Raw genomic sequence first — 15,250 nt, 5'->3', positions numbered from 1 at the left:
CCGGACGTGCCTGTCGCGGGAGGCGACTACGCGGCTACGGACGTGTAGTGCGAGGCGTCCCCCTCGATCGAGTAGCTCTCCTTGCCCTCGATGCCGGCCGGCACGTCACCGGCGACGGTCACCCGGTGCAGACGGCGCGGCAGACCGTCGTAGTTGTCGACGGCGTAGTGCTGGGTGATGCGGTTGTCGAACAGCACGAGCTGGTTCTCGGACCAGCGGTGGCGCAGGATGTTCTCCGGCCGGGTGACGTACGCCTGGAGCAGGTCGAGGATCTTGCGTCCCTCGGCCGGCGACAGGCCCACGATCCGCTGCGCGAACCCGCCGATGAACAGGCCGCGTTCACCGGTGAGCGGGTGGACGCGGACCACCGGGTGGACCGTGCGGTACTTGATCGACGTGAACTGGGCGCGCTGGGCGGCGAGCTGCTCGTCGACCTCCTCGTCCGGTACGGCGTAGTCGTAGTCGTTGGTGTGCTCGGCCCACAGCGTGTCCGCGAGCTGTCGCAGCGATTCGGGCAGCTGACGGTAGGCGGCCGCGGAACTGGCGATCAGGGTCTCGCCGCCGTACGGCGGGAGTTTGATGCTGCGCAGGGTGCTGGCCTGCGGCGGGTTGAGGACGAACGTGACGTCGGTGTGCCAGTTGTTGGCGGCGCGGCCCCGCTCGCTGTCGACGGGCAGGACGTTCGGGACGCCGTCCACGGACGACACCGTCGGATGGGCGGTGGTGATGTCGCCGAGGTGGCGGACGAAGGCCTGCTGGCCCTCGTCGTCCAGGTTCACGTCGTCGAAGACGAGGGCCTTGTGGACGCCCAGGGCCTCGCGGATCGCGACGACCGTCTCCTCGTCGAGGGGCTTGGAGATCTCGACGCCGGAGACCCGGGCGCCGATGTGCGCGGTGACCTTCTGGATTTCGATGCCGGACATGAGTGGTCCCTTTCAGACGAGGACGGGTGCGGGGGCGGTGGTGACGTGCTGGTTGGCGGGGCGGGGGAGGCCGTAGCGCTCCCGGAGGGTCTGACGCGGGCCGTACTCCTCGCGGAGCAGGCCCCGGGCGCGGAGGATCGGGACGACGTGCTCGACGAAGGTCTCCAGGCCGGACGGCAGCACGGCGGGCATGATGTTGAAGCCGTCCGCCGCGCCCTGCGTGAACCACGTCCCGATCGCGTCGGCGACCTGCTCGGGCGTCCCCGCGAAGGTGAGGTGGCCGCGCCCGCCACCGAGCCGGCCGATCAGCTGCCGGACGGTGAGACGGTCACGCCGGGCGAGTTCGACGACGAGCGTGTAGCGGCTCTTGGCGCCTTCGATGGCGTCCTCGGGCGGCAGGTCGGCGGGCAGCTGCCGGTCCAACTCCAGGGTCCCGGGCTGTAGTTGGAGGAGGCTCTCCAGGCGGTCCACGCCGTGCGCGTACACGATGTGGTCCTCCAGGACCTGCTCGTTCGCGCGCGCCTCGGCCTCCGTCGACCCGATGACCGGCACGATCCCGGGCAGCACCTTGATGTGCTCGGGATCCCGGCCTGCCGCCGCCGTACGGGACTTGAGGTCGGCGTAGAAGGCCTGCGCGTCCGCGAGGGTCTGCTGCGCGGTGAACACCGCCTCCGCGTAGCGGGCCGCGAACGCCTTGCCGTCCTCGCTCGACCCCGCCTGCACGAGCAGCGGGTAACCCTGCGGTGAGCGCGGGACGTTGAGGGGACCCTCGACACTGAAGTACGCGCCCTTGTGCCGGGGCGGATGGATCTTCGCGTCGTCGCCCCAGACACCGGCCGCCTTGTCGCCGACGACCGTGTCGTCCTCCCAGCTGTCCCAGAGCTTGACGGCGACATCCAGGAACTCCGCGGCCCGTGCGTACCGTTCGGCGTGCGCGGGCTCGTGCTCCAGACCGAAGTTGCGCGCCGCCTCGGCACCGGCGGTGGTGACGATGTTCCAGCCCGCCCGGCCGCCGCTGATGATGTCCAGCGAGGCGAGCTTACGGGCCAGGTTGTAGGGCGAGTTGTAGGACGTGGAGGCGGTGGCGATCAGCCCGATGTGCTCGGTGGCCGTCGCCAGCGCGGTCAGCAGGGTGAGCGGTTCCAGGGCCCCGGCGGGGCGCTGGGCGAGATTGCTCCACAGCTGCGGTCCGTCGGCGAGGAACAGGGAGTCGAAGGTGCCGCGCTCGGCGATCTTCGCCAGCCGTACGTAGTGGGACAGCTCGACGTGCGCGAAGGGGTCGCTCTCGGGGAGCCGCCACGAGGCTTCGTGATGACCGGTGTTCATGAGGAAGGCGTTGAGGTGGAGTTGGCGGGGCATGAGGTGTCCTTCGGACAGTCGGGGCAGGCTTGCGAGCACCGGTCGGCTGTTTTCAGCCCGTCCGGCGTTTGAGGACGAGGCCGTTCAGGCCGATGCGGGGGTCTGGGGGCGGCAGCCCCCAGAGCACGGTCGACCGACGGTCACCTGACGTCCTCGCTCACGCCCAGCGCCGCGAGCAACCGCGCCCGGTACACGCCGCGCGCACCCGCATCACGATCGATGGCCAGGTCGAGCCCGATCCGCCCCCGCTCAAGGACGAGCACCCGGTCCGCGAGGACGATCGCCTCGTCCACGTCGTGGGTGACGAGCAGCACAGAGGGCCGATGGCGCTGCCACAACTCCCTGAGCAGACCGTGCATCTTGATCCGGGTAAGGGCGTCCAGCGCCCCGAACGGCTCGTCGGCCAGCAGGAGTTCGGGCTCCCGCACAAGGGACCGCGCGAGCGCCGCACGCTGCGCCTCGCCGCCGGACAGCTCGTTGGGCCAGGCACGTTCGCGGCCCTCCAGACCCACCTCGGCGAGAGCCTCACGGCCCCGCTGCGCCGCCTCCTCGCCGTCCAGGCCGAGGAGTACGTTGTCCAGGATCCGGCGCCAGGGCAGCAGCCGGGAGTCCTGGAAGACCACGGACACCCGGTCCGGGGCGGTGAGTTGGCCGCTCCCGGAGACCTTGTGGTCCAGCCCCGCGATCGCCCGCAGCAGCGTGCTCTTGCCGGAGCCGCTGTGCCCGAGAAGGGCCGTGAACTGTCCGGCCGGCAGGTCCAGATCGATGCCGTCGAGGACGGTGCGCCCCTCGAACGACCGGGTGAGTCCCCTGAGCTGGACGGCGGGCCGGGTCAGCTGCTCAGTGTGCGGCGCCATGACAGCACCCTCCGTTCGACGAGACGGACCGCGCTGTCGGAGATGAGGCCGAAGACGCCGTAGACGAGAAGACCGACGAGGATGACGTCCGACTGGCCGTAGTTCTGGGCCTGGAACATCATGTAGCCGAGGCCGCTGGTGGCGTTGATCTGCTCCAGCACCACCAGACCGAGCCAGGAGCCGGTCACACCGAGCCGGAGCCCCACGAAGAATCCGGGCAGTGCGCCGGGAACGACGATCTGGCGGACGAACCGGAGCCTCGACAGGCCCTGTACCTCGGCCAGTTCGACGAAGCGGCTGTCGATGCCGGACAGCGCGGCATGCGTGTTCAGATAGATCGGGATGTAGACGACGATGGCGATGATCGCGATCTTGAAGGTCTCGCCGATGCCCAGCCACAGGATGAACAGCGGGATCAGACCGAGCGTCGGGACCGCCCGGTTGAGCTGCACCGTCCCGTCGATCAGCGCCTCGCCGACCCGGCTGAGCCCGGACGCCAGCGCGAGGACGACACCCGCGGTGAGGCCGATCGCGAAGCCGTACGCGGCGCGCTCCAGCGAGGTCAGGATGTCGGTGGGCAGGGTCCCGGAGGTCCACAGACCTCCGGCAGTCCTCAGCACCGTCCACGGGGCCGGGATCGCGCCGGGGTCCAGCTGTCCGGCGGCGGAGGCGGCGGCCCACAGGGCGACGAGGAGGGCGGGGCCGACCAGCCGGGAGGCGGGGAAGGGCTTGCCGGGGGAGAGGCCGCGCCGTGTCCGTCGGCGTGGCCGGCGGCTCTCCTCCTCGCGCGTCGACGGCGCGGCAACGGTGGTCGTGGTGGTGGTCATGGCGGTCACCTCCGGTACTCCGCAGGCACGGCCTTGGCGGCGATGGACTCGAAGCGGTGGTCGAAGAGCGTGGACACGTCGAACTTCTTCACGAAGCCGCCCTCCGCCAGCAGATCGGCGGTCTCCTGCTCCCACCTGATCGCCTCGCCCCAACTCGGCGGGAACAGCGGCTTGTTGGCGAGCTCGGTGATGCCCTGGGCCTGGGCGAGGGTCAGGTTCTGCGTCTTGACGTAGAACTCCTCGTTCCAGGCGTCGGGGTTCTCGTACGTCCAGACCTGGCCCTTGGCCCAGTACGGGATGTACGCGGCGACCGCGGCGGCCTTCGCGGAGTCGTTCAGTACGGCGGTCGGCGCCCACAGGAGGTTGAGGAGGTCGACGACGTCCGTCTTGATGACGTGGGCGCCCTTGGATCCGTACTGCTGCAGATAGGCGGGTGCCTGGGTGTTGCCGAGCGGTGCGATGTCCACCTGGCCGGACTGCAGGGCCGTCAGGAACTGGTTGCTGGTCAGCGGGACGAGCTTGACGTCGTCGTACTTCAGCCCGGCCTTCTTCAACGCCCGCAGGAGCACGACACCCTGGGCCTGCCCCTGCGAGAAGGCGAGCTTCCTGCCCTTGAAATCGGCGACCGACCGGATGTCGCTGCCGGGCTTGGTGGCGAAGAGGTAGTTGGGTTTGCGGGTGATGTTGATCGCGACGATCTTCGCGTCGAATCCCTGGTAGTGCGCCTGGATCGGCGGAATCCCGGCATTGTTGCCGACATCCAGGGACTTGGCGCGGAACGCGTTGATGACGTCCGGTCCGGCGCCGATGTTCAGCCAGTTCGACACCTTGAACGGCAGGTCGTCCAACTTGGCCAGCTTGAACTGGAGTTGCTGTGTTCCCAGATACGAGGCGATCTTCAGGCTCGTACCGGCGGGGACCTTGTCGGCGAGCGGGGCGGTCGAGACGCCCTTGCTGTCGGCGGCCGCACTGCTGCCGGCGCAGCCGCTCAGCCCGGCGACACCGGCCGCGGCACCGAGCAGCGAGGTGAGGAAGAGCCGTCGGTCGACACCCGGCAGGGGAGAGGAAGACATGGGAGGACTCCGTGAGTTCAGAAGGCAGGAAAGCACGCGGAATTCCGGGCACAAGAAGGCCCAGGAAAGGGAATTCACGCAGGAAGAAATGAGCGCTTCACACGCGGCAACGTGTCAGCAACAAAGGGTGCGACAGCTCACGAACGGGCTCATGAGCAGGATGTTCCCGGTCATCGGCTATCCCTGTCAACATTCGGAGTTTCTGAATTAAATAGCCTCAGGTGACGTGGCCAGGGGATCCCGGTAGAGCACGTCCAGAGCCACCGAACCGCCGGCCACGGCGAGCACGGAATCCGGGAAACTCGTCGGCACGACAGAAGCCGCGCGTTCGTCCCCGACCCCTTCGCGCAGCGCCCTCAGGCAGTCCTCCCGGTGAATGATCCCGACCTCCGTCACGACCACCGTCTCCGGATTGAGCACGTCCAGCAGCAGCCGCGCCGCCCGCCCGATCGCGGCCGCGCGCTCCACGAGCAGCCGTACGGCTTCCGGATCGCCCGCTGCCGCCGCCGCGACCACGTGCATCGGGTTCACGCCCTCGACGACACCCGCCTCGCGCGCCCGCCGGCACAGCGTCCGCTCGCTCAACTCGGCCTGGAGGCAACCGATTCGCCCGCACGCGCACGGCTCCGTACTGCCCGGCACCGGCAGATGCGCGATCGCTCCCGCCTGCGAGCGGGGGCCGTGGTGCACCTCGCCGTTGGTGGCGAAGGCCGCGTCGACCACGTTGCCGACGAACAGGTGCAGCACGCTCGCGCTCTCCCGCGCCGGACCGAACAGCCGCTCCGCGTTGACCAACGCCCGGGAGTGTCCGTCCACATGGACCGGCAGCCCGGTACGCCGGCTGAGCACCTCGCGCACCGACACCTCCCGCCAGCCCAGCATCGGATGCTCCACGACGGTCCCGGACTCCCGGTCCACCCAGCCGCCGAGGGCCACACCGACGCCGAGCGGTCGGCAGCCGGGCGCGCCGGCCAGCAGCGCCGCGAGCCCGTCGGCCGCCCGCGCCAGGACCCGGCCGGGATCGGTGCTCTCGTGCTTCAGCTCGCGCCGGGCGACCACCCGGCCGCGCAGATCGAGCAGCGCGACCGTGGTGTACGGCACGGCCACATGCACCCCGCCGACCACGAACCGTGAGTCGTCCAGGTCGACGGGGACGTGCGGGCGCCCCACACCGTTCGACCGCCGGGGCGCGGACGCCTCGCGGATCAGGCCGAGTTCGGTGAAGCGGGCGCAGTAGTCCGTCACCGACGCCGGTGACAGGCCGGTCAGCCGGGCGATGGTGCTGCGCGCCACCGGACCGTGGTCCAGCACGGACCGCAGCACGACGCTCGCGCTCGTCCGGCGGCGGGCGGTGGGGGCAGGGGCAGGGGCGGGGGCGGGGGAGATGACAGGGGGTGCCGCTGTACGGGGCATGGGAGACCGTCCTCGGGACCGGGGCCGACATGTCTCGGAGGTCGAGGCGTGCCGAAACCGTTCCGGGGCCGCCTCACACCGGACGGCGACAGGTGGCAGTGCCCTGGCGTCGCAGGTCGACATAGCGACGCGACGTGAAGTTCCGGGCCTGGGCAACCATGGCTTGAAGAGTAGGCCAGAAAACGTGTATCCGACCAGACCACTAGGATTCATTTGGTGGGATCCCACAGTCCGCCCGCACTTCGCGAGGTGACCACGGCCTCCCTGCCTCAGTGACCGGCGTCACGCGGAGACCGGTGTAAGTGGCACTCTTTGTCGGGAGCCCACCAAGCCCCCGTTCCACGCTTTGTCGAGCGCTGACGGTGATCGACGCGAGGCCGCCGGGATAGCGTCGACGTGTCCCAGCATGTCCCCGTCACTCGCGGAGTCCCCATGAGCACCGCTGCAGCCACCGCCCGCCCCCGCGAGGTCCTCGCCGACCTCCTGCCCGCGTCCCGCGTCCGGGACATGGCACTCGTGCTCGGCGGCGCCGCGCTCACCGGCCTCGCGGCCCAGATCTCCGTGCCCGTCCCGGGCTCCCCGGTGCCGGTGACCGGCCAGACCTTCGCCGCCCTGCTGGTCGGCACGACGCTCGGCGCGAGCCGTGGCCTGAGCGCGCTCGTGCTGTACGCGCTGGCCGGCCTCGCCGGTGTGCCGTGGTTCGCCGGCGGCACCTCGGGTGTCTCCGTCTCCTTCGGCTACATCCTCGGCATGATGCTCGCCTCCACCGTGGTGGGCGCCCTGGCCCGCCGCGGCGCCGACCGCTCGGTGCCGCGCATGGCGGGCACGATGCTGCTGGGCGAGGCGATCATCTACGCCGTCGGCGTCCCGTACCTGGCCTACGCCGCCGACCTGTCGCCGTCCGCGGCGATCGCGGCCGGCCTCACCCCGTTCCTGATCGGTGACGCCGTGAAGGCCGCCCTGGCGATGGGGGTCACGCCCACCGCCTGGAAGCTCGTCGGCAAGCGCTGACGCGCCGGTCGCTGACGCGCCGGTCGCTGACGCGTCGGTCGCTGACGCGCCGGCCCTTCACGCGCCGGTCGCTCACGCGCCGGTCGCTCACGCGCCGGTCGCTCACGCGCCCACGTTGTAGTTGGCGCGGAAGAGGTTCGCCGGGTCGTACTGCGCCTTCAGCCCGGCGAGCCTCTTTCGTGTCCCGGCGTCGTACAGCCCCTCGGTCCGGTCGCCGGCGCCGAACGCGAAGTTGAGGGCACGGCCGATCGTGACCGGCGCGAGCAGCGCGAACGCCGGATCCAGCACGGCCCGTGCCGCGTCCCGGTCGCCCACCGTCAACAGCCGCAGCAGGAAACGCCCTTCGCGATACGGCACCGAGTTCGGCGCGGGCCGCGCGAGCGCCCCGCCCAGATGGTTGATCTGCACCACGCACATCGGTCCGCCCGAGTCCGGCCCGACGGCGGCGAGCAGCTCCCCGGCCCTCGCCACGTCCAGCTCGCTCAGCACCGCACTGTCCCCGTAGTACGCGTGCGGGAAGTCCGGATCACTGTGGATGGTGCGGCTCTCGGCGTACGGCATCTCGCGCAGGGAGTCGGCGAGCACGGGCCCGAACTCCCGCAGCGGGGCGGCGAGTTCCTCGCCGTCGGCGCCGGTGTACGCGACCCGCACCGAGACGACGTACCGGCCGCGCAGATGCGGCGGCAGCGCCGGGATGTCCGGGTAGGGTACGGCCGCGAAGGACGAGGTCAGTCCCTCCGGTACGGTCCGCGTCCACTCCTCGTACGCCCGCAGCAGGACCGCCGGATCGGCCTCCCGCCCGTCGAAGGCGACAGAACCGCCGTACAGCGTCCTCACCGGGACGAGGCCGATCTCCAGCTCGGTGACGACGCCGAAGGTGTGGCCGCCGCCGAGGAGGGCCCAGTACAGGCCGGGGTCGGCCTCCCGGGTCACCTGCCGGAGCCGGCCGTCGGCGGTGACCAGGTCCAGGGCGCGCACATGGTCGGCCGCGTAGCCGAACTCCCGGGCCAGGATGCCCAGCCCGCCGCTCAGGGTGTACGAGACGGCCCCGACGCCCGGGGCGGAGCCGTTGAGCGGTGCGAGGCCGTACGGCTCGGCGGCCGCCACGACCTGCCCCCAGCGGACGCCCGCCCCGACCCGGACGGTACGGGCCTCGGGGTCGACACTCACCGTGTCCATGCGCTTCGTCGAGACCAGGACGCCGCCCTCCGAGGCACCGGGCAGACCGTGGCCGGTGGCCTGGACGCCGACCGGCAGGTCCCGTTCGGCCGCATACCGCACGGCGGCGATCACGTCCTGGGCCGAGGAGGCGGCGAACACCGCGGCGGGCCGCTGGGCGAACCCGGTCTGGAATCCGGCGAGTTCCTCCTCGTAGCCGGGGTCGCCGGGGCGAAGAACTGTGACGTCGGTGTCGTCGGACTGGTCGGACTGGTCGCACTGGTCGGCGAAGTTCATGGCAGGCATCGTGCCCGCATAACCTGACAGATGCCGTCAGCTTTACGGGTGGTTCGAGGCCGGGGTGCACGTGTTGCCGCACCCCGCCCTCTGGTGGGTCCGCTCAGCCGCGCAGCTGCCGGGTCGGACGCCGGGACGACCACCACAGCCCTGCCGCACCGGCCGCCATCAGCGTCGCGCCCGCCGCACCGAGCGGCAGGATGTCCCGCCCGACGCCGGTCTTCGGCAGCTCCTTCTGGTCGCCGCCCGGTGCCACCGGCTTGTTGTCGGTGCCGAGGAGCAGCGGGGTGGCCGGGGCGTTCGGCGACGGGTTCGTCGTACCGAACGGAACCGGGCCCTGCTGCCAGTACGTCTTCTTCCCGTCGCCGGACTGCACGGGCAGACAGATCTTGCCGGCCTTGCGCAGGTCGTACGTGGCATCGACGGCGTACGACTTCGACTTGCCGGCCGCGAGATTGTCGATCGGGCAGGAGAAACCGCTGTTCGAGCCCTCCGGAAGGTGCTTTTCGTCAATCTGGGAGCAGCCTTGGACCCCCTTCACCGTGAGGCCGTCGAAACCGACGACCAGAAGCTGGATCTTTCCGCTGTCCTTGGTCCCCTCATTCTTGACCGTGGCGGTAATCGCCGTCTTTTGGGAGCCGTTGTCGACGGAGATCTTCCAAGGCAGGAGCGTGGTCAGCTTTACACCTGCCGGTGCCTCGTCGACGGCCTTTCCCCCTTTGCCGCTGCCGGGCCCCTGATCGTCCGCGCCGGCGGTGGAGGAAAGGATCATCACCGCCGAAAAAGATGCCGCGACCAGCGATCCCGCGATGGTCGTCGTGCGACGAGAACTCATGTTCACATCCCCCTTGGCTGCGCCTGAATTCGCAGTACTTGAAGAGCTACCACAAGATTTCTCCGCACTATGCTGGTACGGCATGAAGTGTGACCATTGCGTTTCAGTCGGGGTGTTGTTGAGGTAATTGAGGGGGTGCAGCGGATTGCCGGGGAATTCGGGAAACACGAGGAGCGGCGGAGTCCCGGGGATACTGGTGACGGGGCGCTATCGGTTGGTCGAGAGTATCGGCCAGGGGGGAATGGGGCGGGTGTGGCGAGCCGCCGACGAAATGCTCGATCGCCCGGTCGCCGTCAAGGAGATGCGGATAGACGGACTGGACGCGGAGGACACCCGCACCCGCCGCGAACGCACGCTGCGCGAGGCCAGGGCCACGGCCCGGATCGACCATCCCAATGTCGTGCGGGTCTACGACGTCGTCGACGAGGGCGAACGCCTGTGGATCGTCATGGAGTTGGTCGTCGGCCGCTCCCTGGAACGGATGCTGGTGGAGGAGGGGCCGCTGGGCCCGGGCGAGACGGCCCGGATCGGACTCGGTCTGGTGGCCGCCCTGCGGCAGGTGCACGCACGCGGCGTACTGCACCGGGACATCAAACCGGGGAACGTCCTGGTGGAGGCGGTCGGCGAACGTATCGTCCTCACGGACTTCGGCATCGCCGCGATCCAGGACGCCAAGGCGCTCACCATGGTCGGCATGCTCGTCGGCTCCCCCGACTACATGGCCCCCGAGCGCATCTCCGGCCGCCCGCAGGGTCCGCCGTCGGACATCTGGTCCCTGGGCGCGACGCTCTGCGCGGCCCTCGGCGGCCGTTCCCCCTTCTCCCGCGACACGACTCTCGCCACACTGCACGCGGTTCTCTACGAGGAGCCCGAACTCCCCGCCGCGGCCGGCCCCCTCAGGGACGTCCTGGCCGCACTGCTGGAGAAGGAACCATCGGTTCGCCCGGCCCTGGAGGACCTGGAGGCAGCCCTCCGCCCCCTCGCCTTCCCACCCTCCACACCAACTCTCCCTGTCGGCGGGGGAGAAGCCGACGGCCCACCCGGCCCACCACGAGCGAAGGAAGGCACGGGCGGGGCGTATGGCTCGCATGGGTCAGACCTGGACGCGAGTCAACCGGCGGCAGGGGGAGAGCCATTGGCTCCCCGGGGTGCACCTGGGCCCGAGCAGGCGGAGAGGGAGAAGGGGGAGAGGGCAGGCCCGCGGGGTGCGCGGGCGGCTGGACCTGGGCGTGGACCCGGGGGCGAGCGGGGAGCTGGGCGTGGGCCGGAGGGTGTGCCCTCGGCCGGACCTGGACCTGGACCTGGACCTGGGCCAGGATCAGCGGCAGGGAGCATGTCGGCGGCCGAGCGCGGGCCGGCTTCTGCAGGCGGGTCGACGGTGGCGGGTGGGCTCAAGCCCGCGGAGCGGCTCGACTCGGTGCCTGCGGTGGGGCCCACGAGGGCTTCTGAGGCCGAACCGAGCGTGGCGGGCGGGCCCACGCCCGCGGTGCAGCGGGACTTCAAGGCCGCGGTGGAGCCCGAGTCGGCTTCTGAGGCCGAACCGATGGAGGCGGGCGGCCTCGTGCCCCCCGCGCAACCCGATCCCCCGGCCCGACCCGTGCACGGGCGCGTGGTGCTTTCCGAGCCCGCTGTCGATTCAGGGCCCAGGGCGGGCACCGGGACCGACGCCCCCGCAGACCTGGACGCCCCCGCAGACCAGGACGCGCCCACGGGCCTGGACGCCCCCAGCCCGTCGGAGCCGGCCTCTCCCACACCCTGGGACCCGAACGAGGCGCCCACCCCGGCCTACCTGGGCACCCGACTCGTACGCGCAGCCCGCGACCCCAGGCAACCCGAACCGGCCCCCGTCGACGACGCGGTACCGCAAGACCTGCCGGACACCCACGACTTCCACCGGGACCGCGCCCCGGCCGGCACAGCCGACGCCTCCGACGAACCCGCACCGGCGCACCAAGCCCCCGCAGCCTCCGCGGCAACGGCGCCCCCGTCTGCGGAGCCACCTCATGCACCCGCCGACCTTCACGTGCCCGCCGCCACGCATACGGAATCCGGCGAGACCCCCGCCCACGCCGGGCCCCATGACCTCCACGCCGACCCCCGCGACGCTTCTGCGCACGCAGGGCCCAATCTCCCGTCCACCCGCATCGAGCCCCACGACTCCTCCGCATACGCCGAGCCCGACGGCTCCTCCGCGTACGGCGAGCCCCCTGCGCCCCACACGCACGCGGAGCCCCCCGTCCCCTACGCGCACGCCCAGCCCGCCGCCCCCTACACACACGCCGAGCCCCCCAACGCCTCCACCGAAGTCCCCTCCGAACTCCGCTCGGAGGTCCGCTCCGAGACCCCGTCCGCCCATTCCGCGCCCCCCGCACGCCTCGCGCCTCCTGTGGCCGGTTCCGCGCCCGCGCCCCCTCGACGGTCCGGGGTCTCGCTCGTCCGCCCCCACCCGGTCACCGAGGAGAGCCCCGCGCAGGGGAATGGTTCCGACTCCTCGACCGGCCTTCACCAGGGCTCACAGCACAGCGCGCGCGCTCCCGAGCCACGTCGCTCCCGCCAGAGCCCGCCCCCCACGTCCGAACAGGGCACCCGCCCCGCTCTGGGCCCCCACCCGCTCCGCACCCCCCAGGGCGAGCTCCCCGGCCCCGCGGCCCCGGCCACCCCCCGCCGCAGCCGGCGCCGTGCCGGGTTCGTGGCCGCCGTCGGAGTGGCCGCTGCCGGTGCCGTGGTCGCCGTGGTCCTCCTGCCGAACTCCGGGTCGCCCGGCGACGATCGCGCGGGGTCCTCGACCTCACCGTCCACGTCCACGTCCGCCACCACACCCGGCGGCAGCCCGTCGCCCACCGTCGAGGGCACGTCCAGGCCGCAGAGCCTGCCGCCGGGCACCCACCGGGAGGCCGGTGGGTTCGCGTGGGCGACTCCGGCGGGCTGGCGGCGGGATCTGCAGACGGGCTCGGAGGTGCACTACACCTCTCCCGACGCCGCACAGGAGCTCGTGGGCAAGTCGTCCATCGCCCGCGGCGACCTGATGGAGACCTGGCAGAAGTCGGAGGAGAACGCCCACCAGGGCCAGGACTACCAGAAGATCCGCCTGGAGAAGACGACGTTCCGCGGCAACCCGGCGGTGGTCTGGGAGTACACCTTCACGCTGAAGGGAGTTCCGTGGCACGCCCGGCTGCTGGGGTTCGACCAGGAAGGGAAGTCGTACCAGATCAACACCTGGTACCAGCCGGAGAACGAAACCCAGGCCCTCAAGACCTACGACGAGGTCAAGGACAGCTTCACGGTGCTGTGAACGCGCGAGAGGGGCCCGCGGCGGTCACCGCGAGCCCCTCCGACAGTCGATGTCAGCGGGTCTTGACGTTCTCCCGCGCCGGCACGGGCGACGTGCCGTCGACGACGGCCCGGCCCCTGCCCACCTTCTGCTTCACCACGGAGATGACGAGCACGACCGCCGCGACCAGCAGCGACAGCAGCACGGTCTCGCGCCCGTCGTGCTCCGTGTCCGTGAGCATGTAGCCGAGCACGAACACGATCAGCCCGGCCGTCGCCCAGGTCAGATACGGGTACAGCCACATCTTCACAACCAGCTTCTCCGGCGCCTCGGCCTGGATGATCTTCCGCATGCGCAGCTGCGAGAAGCAGATCACCAGCCAGACGAACAGGGCCACCGCACCACTGGAGTTGACCAGGAAGAGGAAGACCGAGTCCGGGAACTTGTAGTTGAAGAAGACGGCGACGAAGCCGAACACCACCGACGCGACGATCGCCGCCATCGGCACGCCGCGGGACGTGGTCCGGGCGAACATCTTCGGCGCGTCGCCCCGCTCACCGAGCGAGAAGGCCATCCGGGAGGCCGTGTAGAGGCCGGAGTTGAGGCAGGACAGCACCGACGTCAGCACGATGAAGTTCATGATCTGACCGGCGTGCGGGATCCCGAGGGAGCCGAGGGCGGCGACGTAGGAGCCCTGCTCCTTGATCGACGGGTCGTTCCACGGGAGCAGGGACACGACGACGAGGATCGAGCCCAGGTAGAAGACGGCGATACGCCAGATGATGCTGTTGGTCGACTTCGTCACCGCGCGCTGCGGGTTCTCCGACTCGCCGGCCGCCAGCGTCGCGATCTCGCTGCCCATGAAGGAGAAGACGACCAGCAGGACACCGGTGAGGATCGCGCCGGGGCCGTGGGGGAGGAACCCGCCGTGGGAGGTGAGGTTGCCCAGGCCGGCCTTGTCGCTGTCGACGCCCGGCAGCACACCGAAGACCGCGAGCCCGCCGACGACGATGAACGCGCCGATCGCGACGACCTTGATCCCGGCGAACCAGAACTCGAACTCGCCGTAGGAGCCGACGGAGACGAGGTTGGTGGCGGTCAGCACCACCATCACGATCAGGGCCCAGCCCCACTGCGGGACGGCCGGCATCCAGCCCTCCAGGATCTTGGCACCGGCGGTGGCCTCCACCGCGAGCACCACGACCCAGAAGAACCAGTAGAGCCAGCCGATGGAGAATCCGGCCCAGCGGCCGAGTGCCCGGTCGGCGTGCGCCGAGAACGAGCCGGAGGTCGGGTTGGCCGCGGACATCTCGCCGAGCATCCGCATCACGAGGACGACGAGCGTGCCGACGAGTGCGTACGACAGGAGGATGCCGGGTCCTGCGGTGGCGATTCCTGAGCTGGAGCCGACGAAGAGGCCGGCTCCGATGACGCCGCCGATGGCGATCATCGTCAGATGGCGGTTCTTCAGTCCGGCCTGGAGACCAGTCATGGGGGGAATTCCTTTGCGCCGGGTGAGCGGTTACGTATGAGCGGCGTACGAGTTGGTCCAGTGAAACGGAGGCAAGGGAATTCGTGAACCTTTGAATCCAGATCGTTACTTGAGGTTTCCTTGAGGTTCTGTGGTTGGGCTCCGGATTTTCCTGGCTGACACCCGGGGCTGCTGCCCGGAAACCCCCATGTCACACTCGGAACCATGCGCGTGTATCTCGGCTCCGACCATGCCGGCCTCGAACTCAAGAACCACCTCGTCGAGTGGCTCAGGGCGGCGGGCCACGACCCCGTCGACTGCGGCCCGCACATCTACGACGCCCTGGACGACTACCCGCCCTTCTGCCTCCGTGCCGCGGAGAAGACGGTCGCGGACCCTGATTCCCTCGGCATCGTGATCGGCGGTTCCGGCAACGGCGAGCAGATTGCGGCGAACAAGGTGAAGGGTGTGCGCGCCGCTCTCGCGTGGAGCGAGGAGACCGCGTCGCTCGGCCGCCAGCACAACAACGCCAACGTCGTGGCGGTGGGCGCGCGGATGCACACGCAGGAGGAGGCGACGAAGTTCGTCGAGACCTTCCTGGGCACCCCGTTCTCCGGTGACGAGCGCCACATCCGCCGTATCGACATGCTCGCGGACTACGAGACCACGGGCGACCTGCCCCCGATCCCGGCGCACCACCCGCAGCAGGACTGAGCCGGTCGCCCTTCGGAGCTCGATCGCCCTTCGGGGGCTGG

At 70.5% G+C, this 15,250-nt stretch carries 12 protein-coding genes; 3 read left to right on the top strand and 9 right to left on the bottom strand.

Going from position 1 to position 15,250, the window contains the following annotated elements; all coding sequences use genetic code 11:
* Positions 1 to 26 precede the first annotated feature (26 nt).
* From ACYUED_RS14840 to ACYUED_RS14815, 6 genes are all read right to left on the bottom strand, one after another.
* A complete protein-coding gene (locus tag ACYUED_RS14840; protein WP_491292752.1) occupies positions 27 to 923 on the bottom strand; it encodes a TauD/TfdA dioxygenase family protein in 897 nt (298 codons plus the stop codon).
* Positions 924 to 935: 12 nt separating this feature from the next.
* Positions 936 to 2,282 (bottom strand): LLM class flavin-dependent oxidoreductase, encoded by a 1,347-nt coding sequence (locus tag ACYUED_RS14835; RefSeq protein ID WP_491292751.1) that lies wholly within the window; start codon positions 2,280 to 2,282, stop codon positions 936 to 938.
* Between the two features lie 140 nt (positions 2,283 to 2,422).
* Entirely contained in the window at positions 2,423 to 3,139 is a 717-nt protein-coding gene (locus ACYUED_RS14830; RefSeq protein WP_491292750.1) for an ABC transporter ATP-binding protein, read from the bottom strand.
* Positions 3,115 to 3,966 (bottom strand): ABC transporter permease, encoded by an 852-nt coding sequence (locus ACYUED_RS14825; RefSeq protein ID WP_491292749.1) that lies wholly within the window; start codon positions 3,964 to 3,966, stop codon positions 3,115 to 3,117. Before ACYUED_RS14825 ends, ACYUED_RS14830 begins: the two co-directional genes overlap by 25 nt.
* 5 nt (positions 3,967 to 3,971) lie before the next feature.
* Positions 3,972 to 5,039, bottom strand: coding sequence for an ABC transporter substrate-binding protein (locus ACYUED_RS14820; protein ID WP_491292748.1), 1,068 nt, complete (start codon positions 5,037 to 5,039; stop codon positions 3,972 to 3,974).
* Between the two features lie 207 nt (positions 5,040 to 5,246).
* Positions 5,247 to 6,452 (bottom strand): ROK family transcriptional regulator, encoded by a 1,206-nt coding sequence (locus ACYUED_RS14815; protein ID WP_491292747.1) that lies wholly within the window; start codon positions 6,450 to 6,452, stop codon positions 5,247 to 5,249.
* Between the two features lie 432 nt (positions 6,453 to 6,884).
* On the opposite strand from ACYUED_RS14815, the gene ACYUED_RS14810 reads away from it, so the two are divergent.
* The gene (locus ACYUED_RS14810; protein WP_491292746.1) at positions 6,885 to 7,463 is read left to right on the top strand and encodes a biotin transporter BioY; all 579 of its coding nucleotides are present in this window, start codon (positions 6,885 to 6,887) and stop codon (positions 7,461 to 7,463) included.
* Between the two features lie 102 nt (positions 7,464 to 7,565).
* Here ACYUED_RS14810 and ACYUED_RS14805 read toward each other — a convergent pair whose 3' ends face one another.
* Positions 7,566 to 8,918, bottom strand: coding sequence for an FAD-binding oxidoreductase (locus tag ACYUED_RS14805; RefSeq protein ID WP_491292745.1), 1,353 nt, complete (start codon positions 8,916 to 8,918; stop codon positions 7,566 to 7,568).
* Between the two features lie 103 nt (positions 8,919 to 9,021).
* On the bottom strand, positions 9,022 to 9,753 hold the full coding sequence (locus tag ACYUED_RS14800) for an LPXTG cell wall anchor domain-containing protein (RefSeq protein ID WP_491294264.1): 732 nt from the start codon (positions 9,751 to 9,753) through the stop codon (positions 9,022 to 9,024).
* 196 nt (positions 9,754 to 9,949) lie between these two features.
* Between ACYUED_RS14800 and ACYUED_RS14795 the strand changes: the two genes are divergently transcribed.
* Positions 9,950 to 13,045: a serine/threonine-protein kinase gene (locus ACYUED_RS14795; RefSeq protein WP_491292744.1), complete on the top strand. Its 3,096-nt coding sequence runs from the start codon at positions 9,950 to 9,952 to the stop codon at positions 13,043 to 13,045.
* A gap of 52 nt (positions 13,046 to 13,097) precedes the next feature.
* Here ACYUED_RS14795 and ACYUED_RS14790 read toward each other — a convergent pair whose 3' ends face one another.
* The gene (locus ACYUED_RS14790; protein ID WP_491292743.1) at positions 13,098 to 14,516 is read right to left on the bottom strand and encodes an amino acid permease; all 1,419 of its coding nucleotides are present in this window, start codon (positions 14,514 to 14,516) and stop codon (positions 13,098 to 13,100) included.
* A gap of 204 nt (positions 14,517 to 14,720) precedes the next feature.
* On the opposite strand from ACYUED_RS14790, the gene ACYUED_RS14785 reads away from it, so the two are divergent.
* Positions 14,721 to 15,209 carry a ribose-5-phosphate isomerase gene (locus ACYUED_RS14785; protein ID WP_491292742.1) on the top strand — a complete coding sequence of 163 codons (489 nt, stop codon included), beginning with the start codon at positions 14,721 to 14,723 and terminating at the stop codon, positions 15,207 to 15,209.
* Positions 15,210 to 15,250 lie beyond the last annotated feature (41 nt).

It is taken from the genome of Streptomyces sp. DF42 (assembly GCF_058267695.1).
This window is presented reverse-complemented; position numbering and strand designations above follow the sequence as displayed.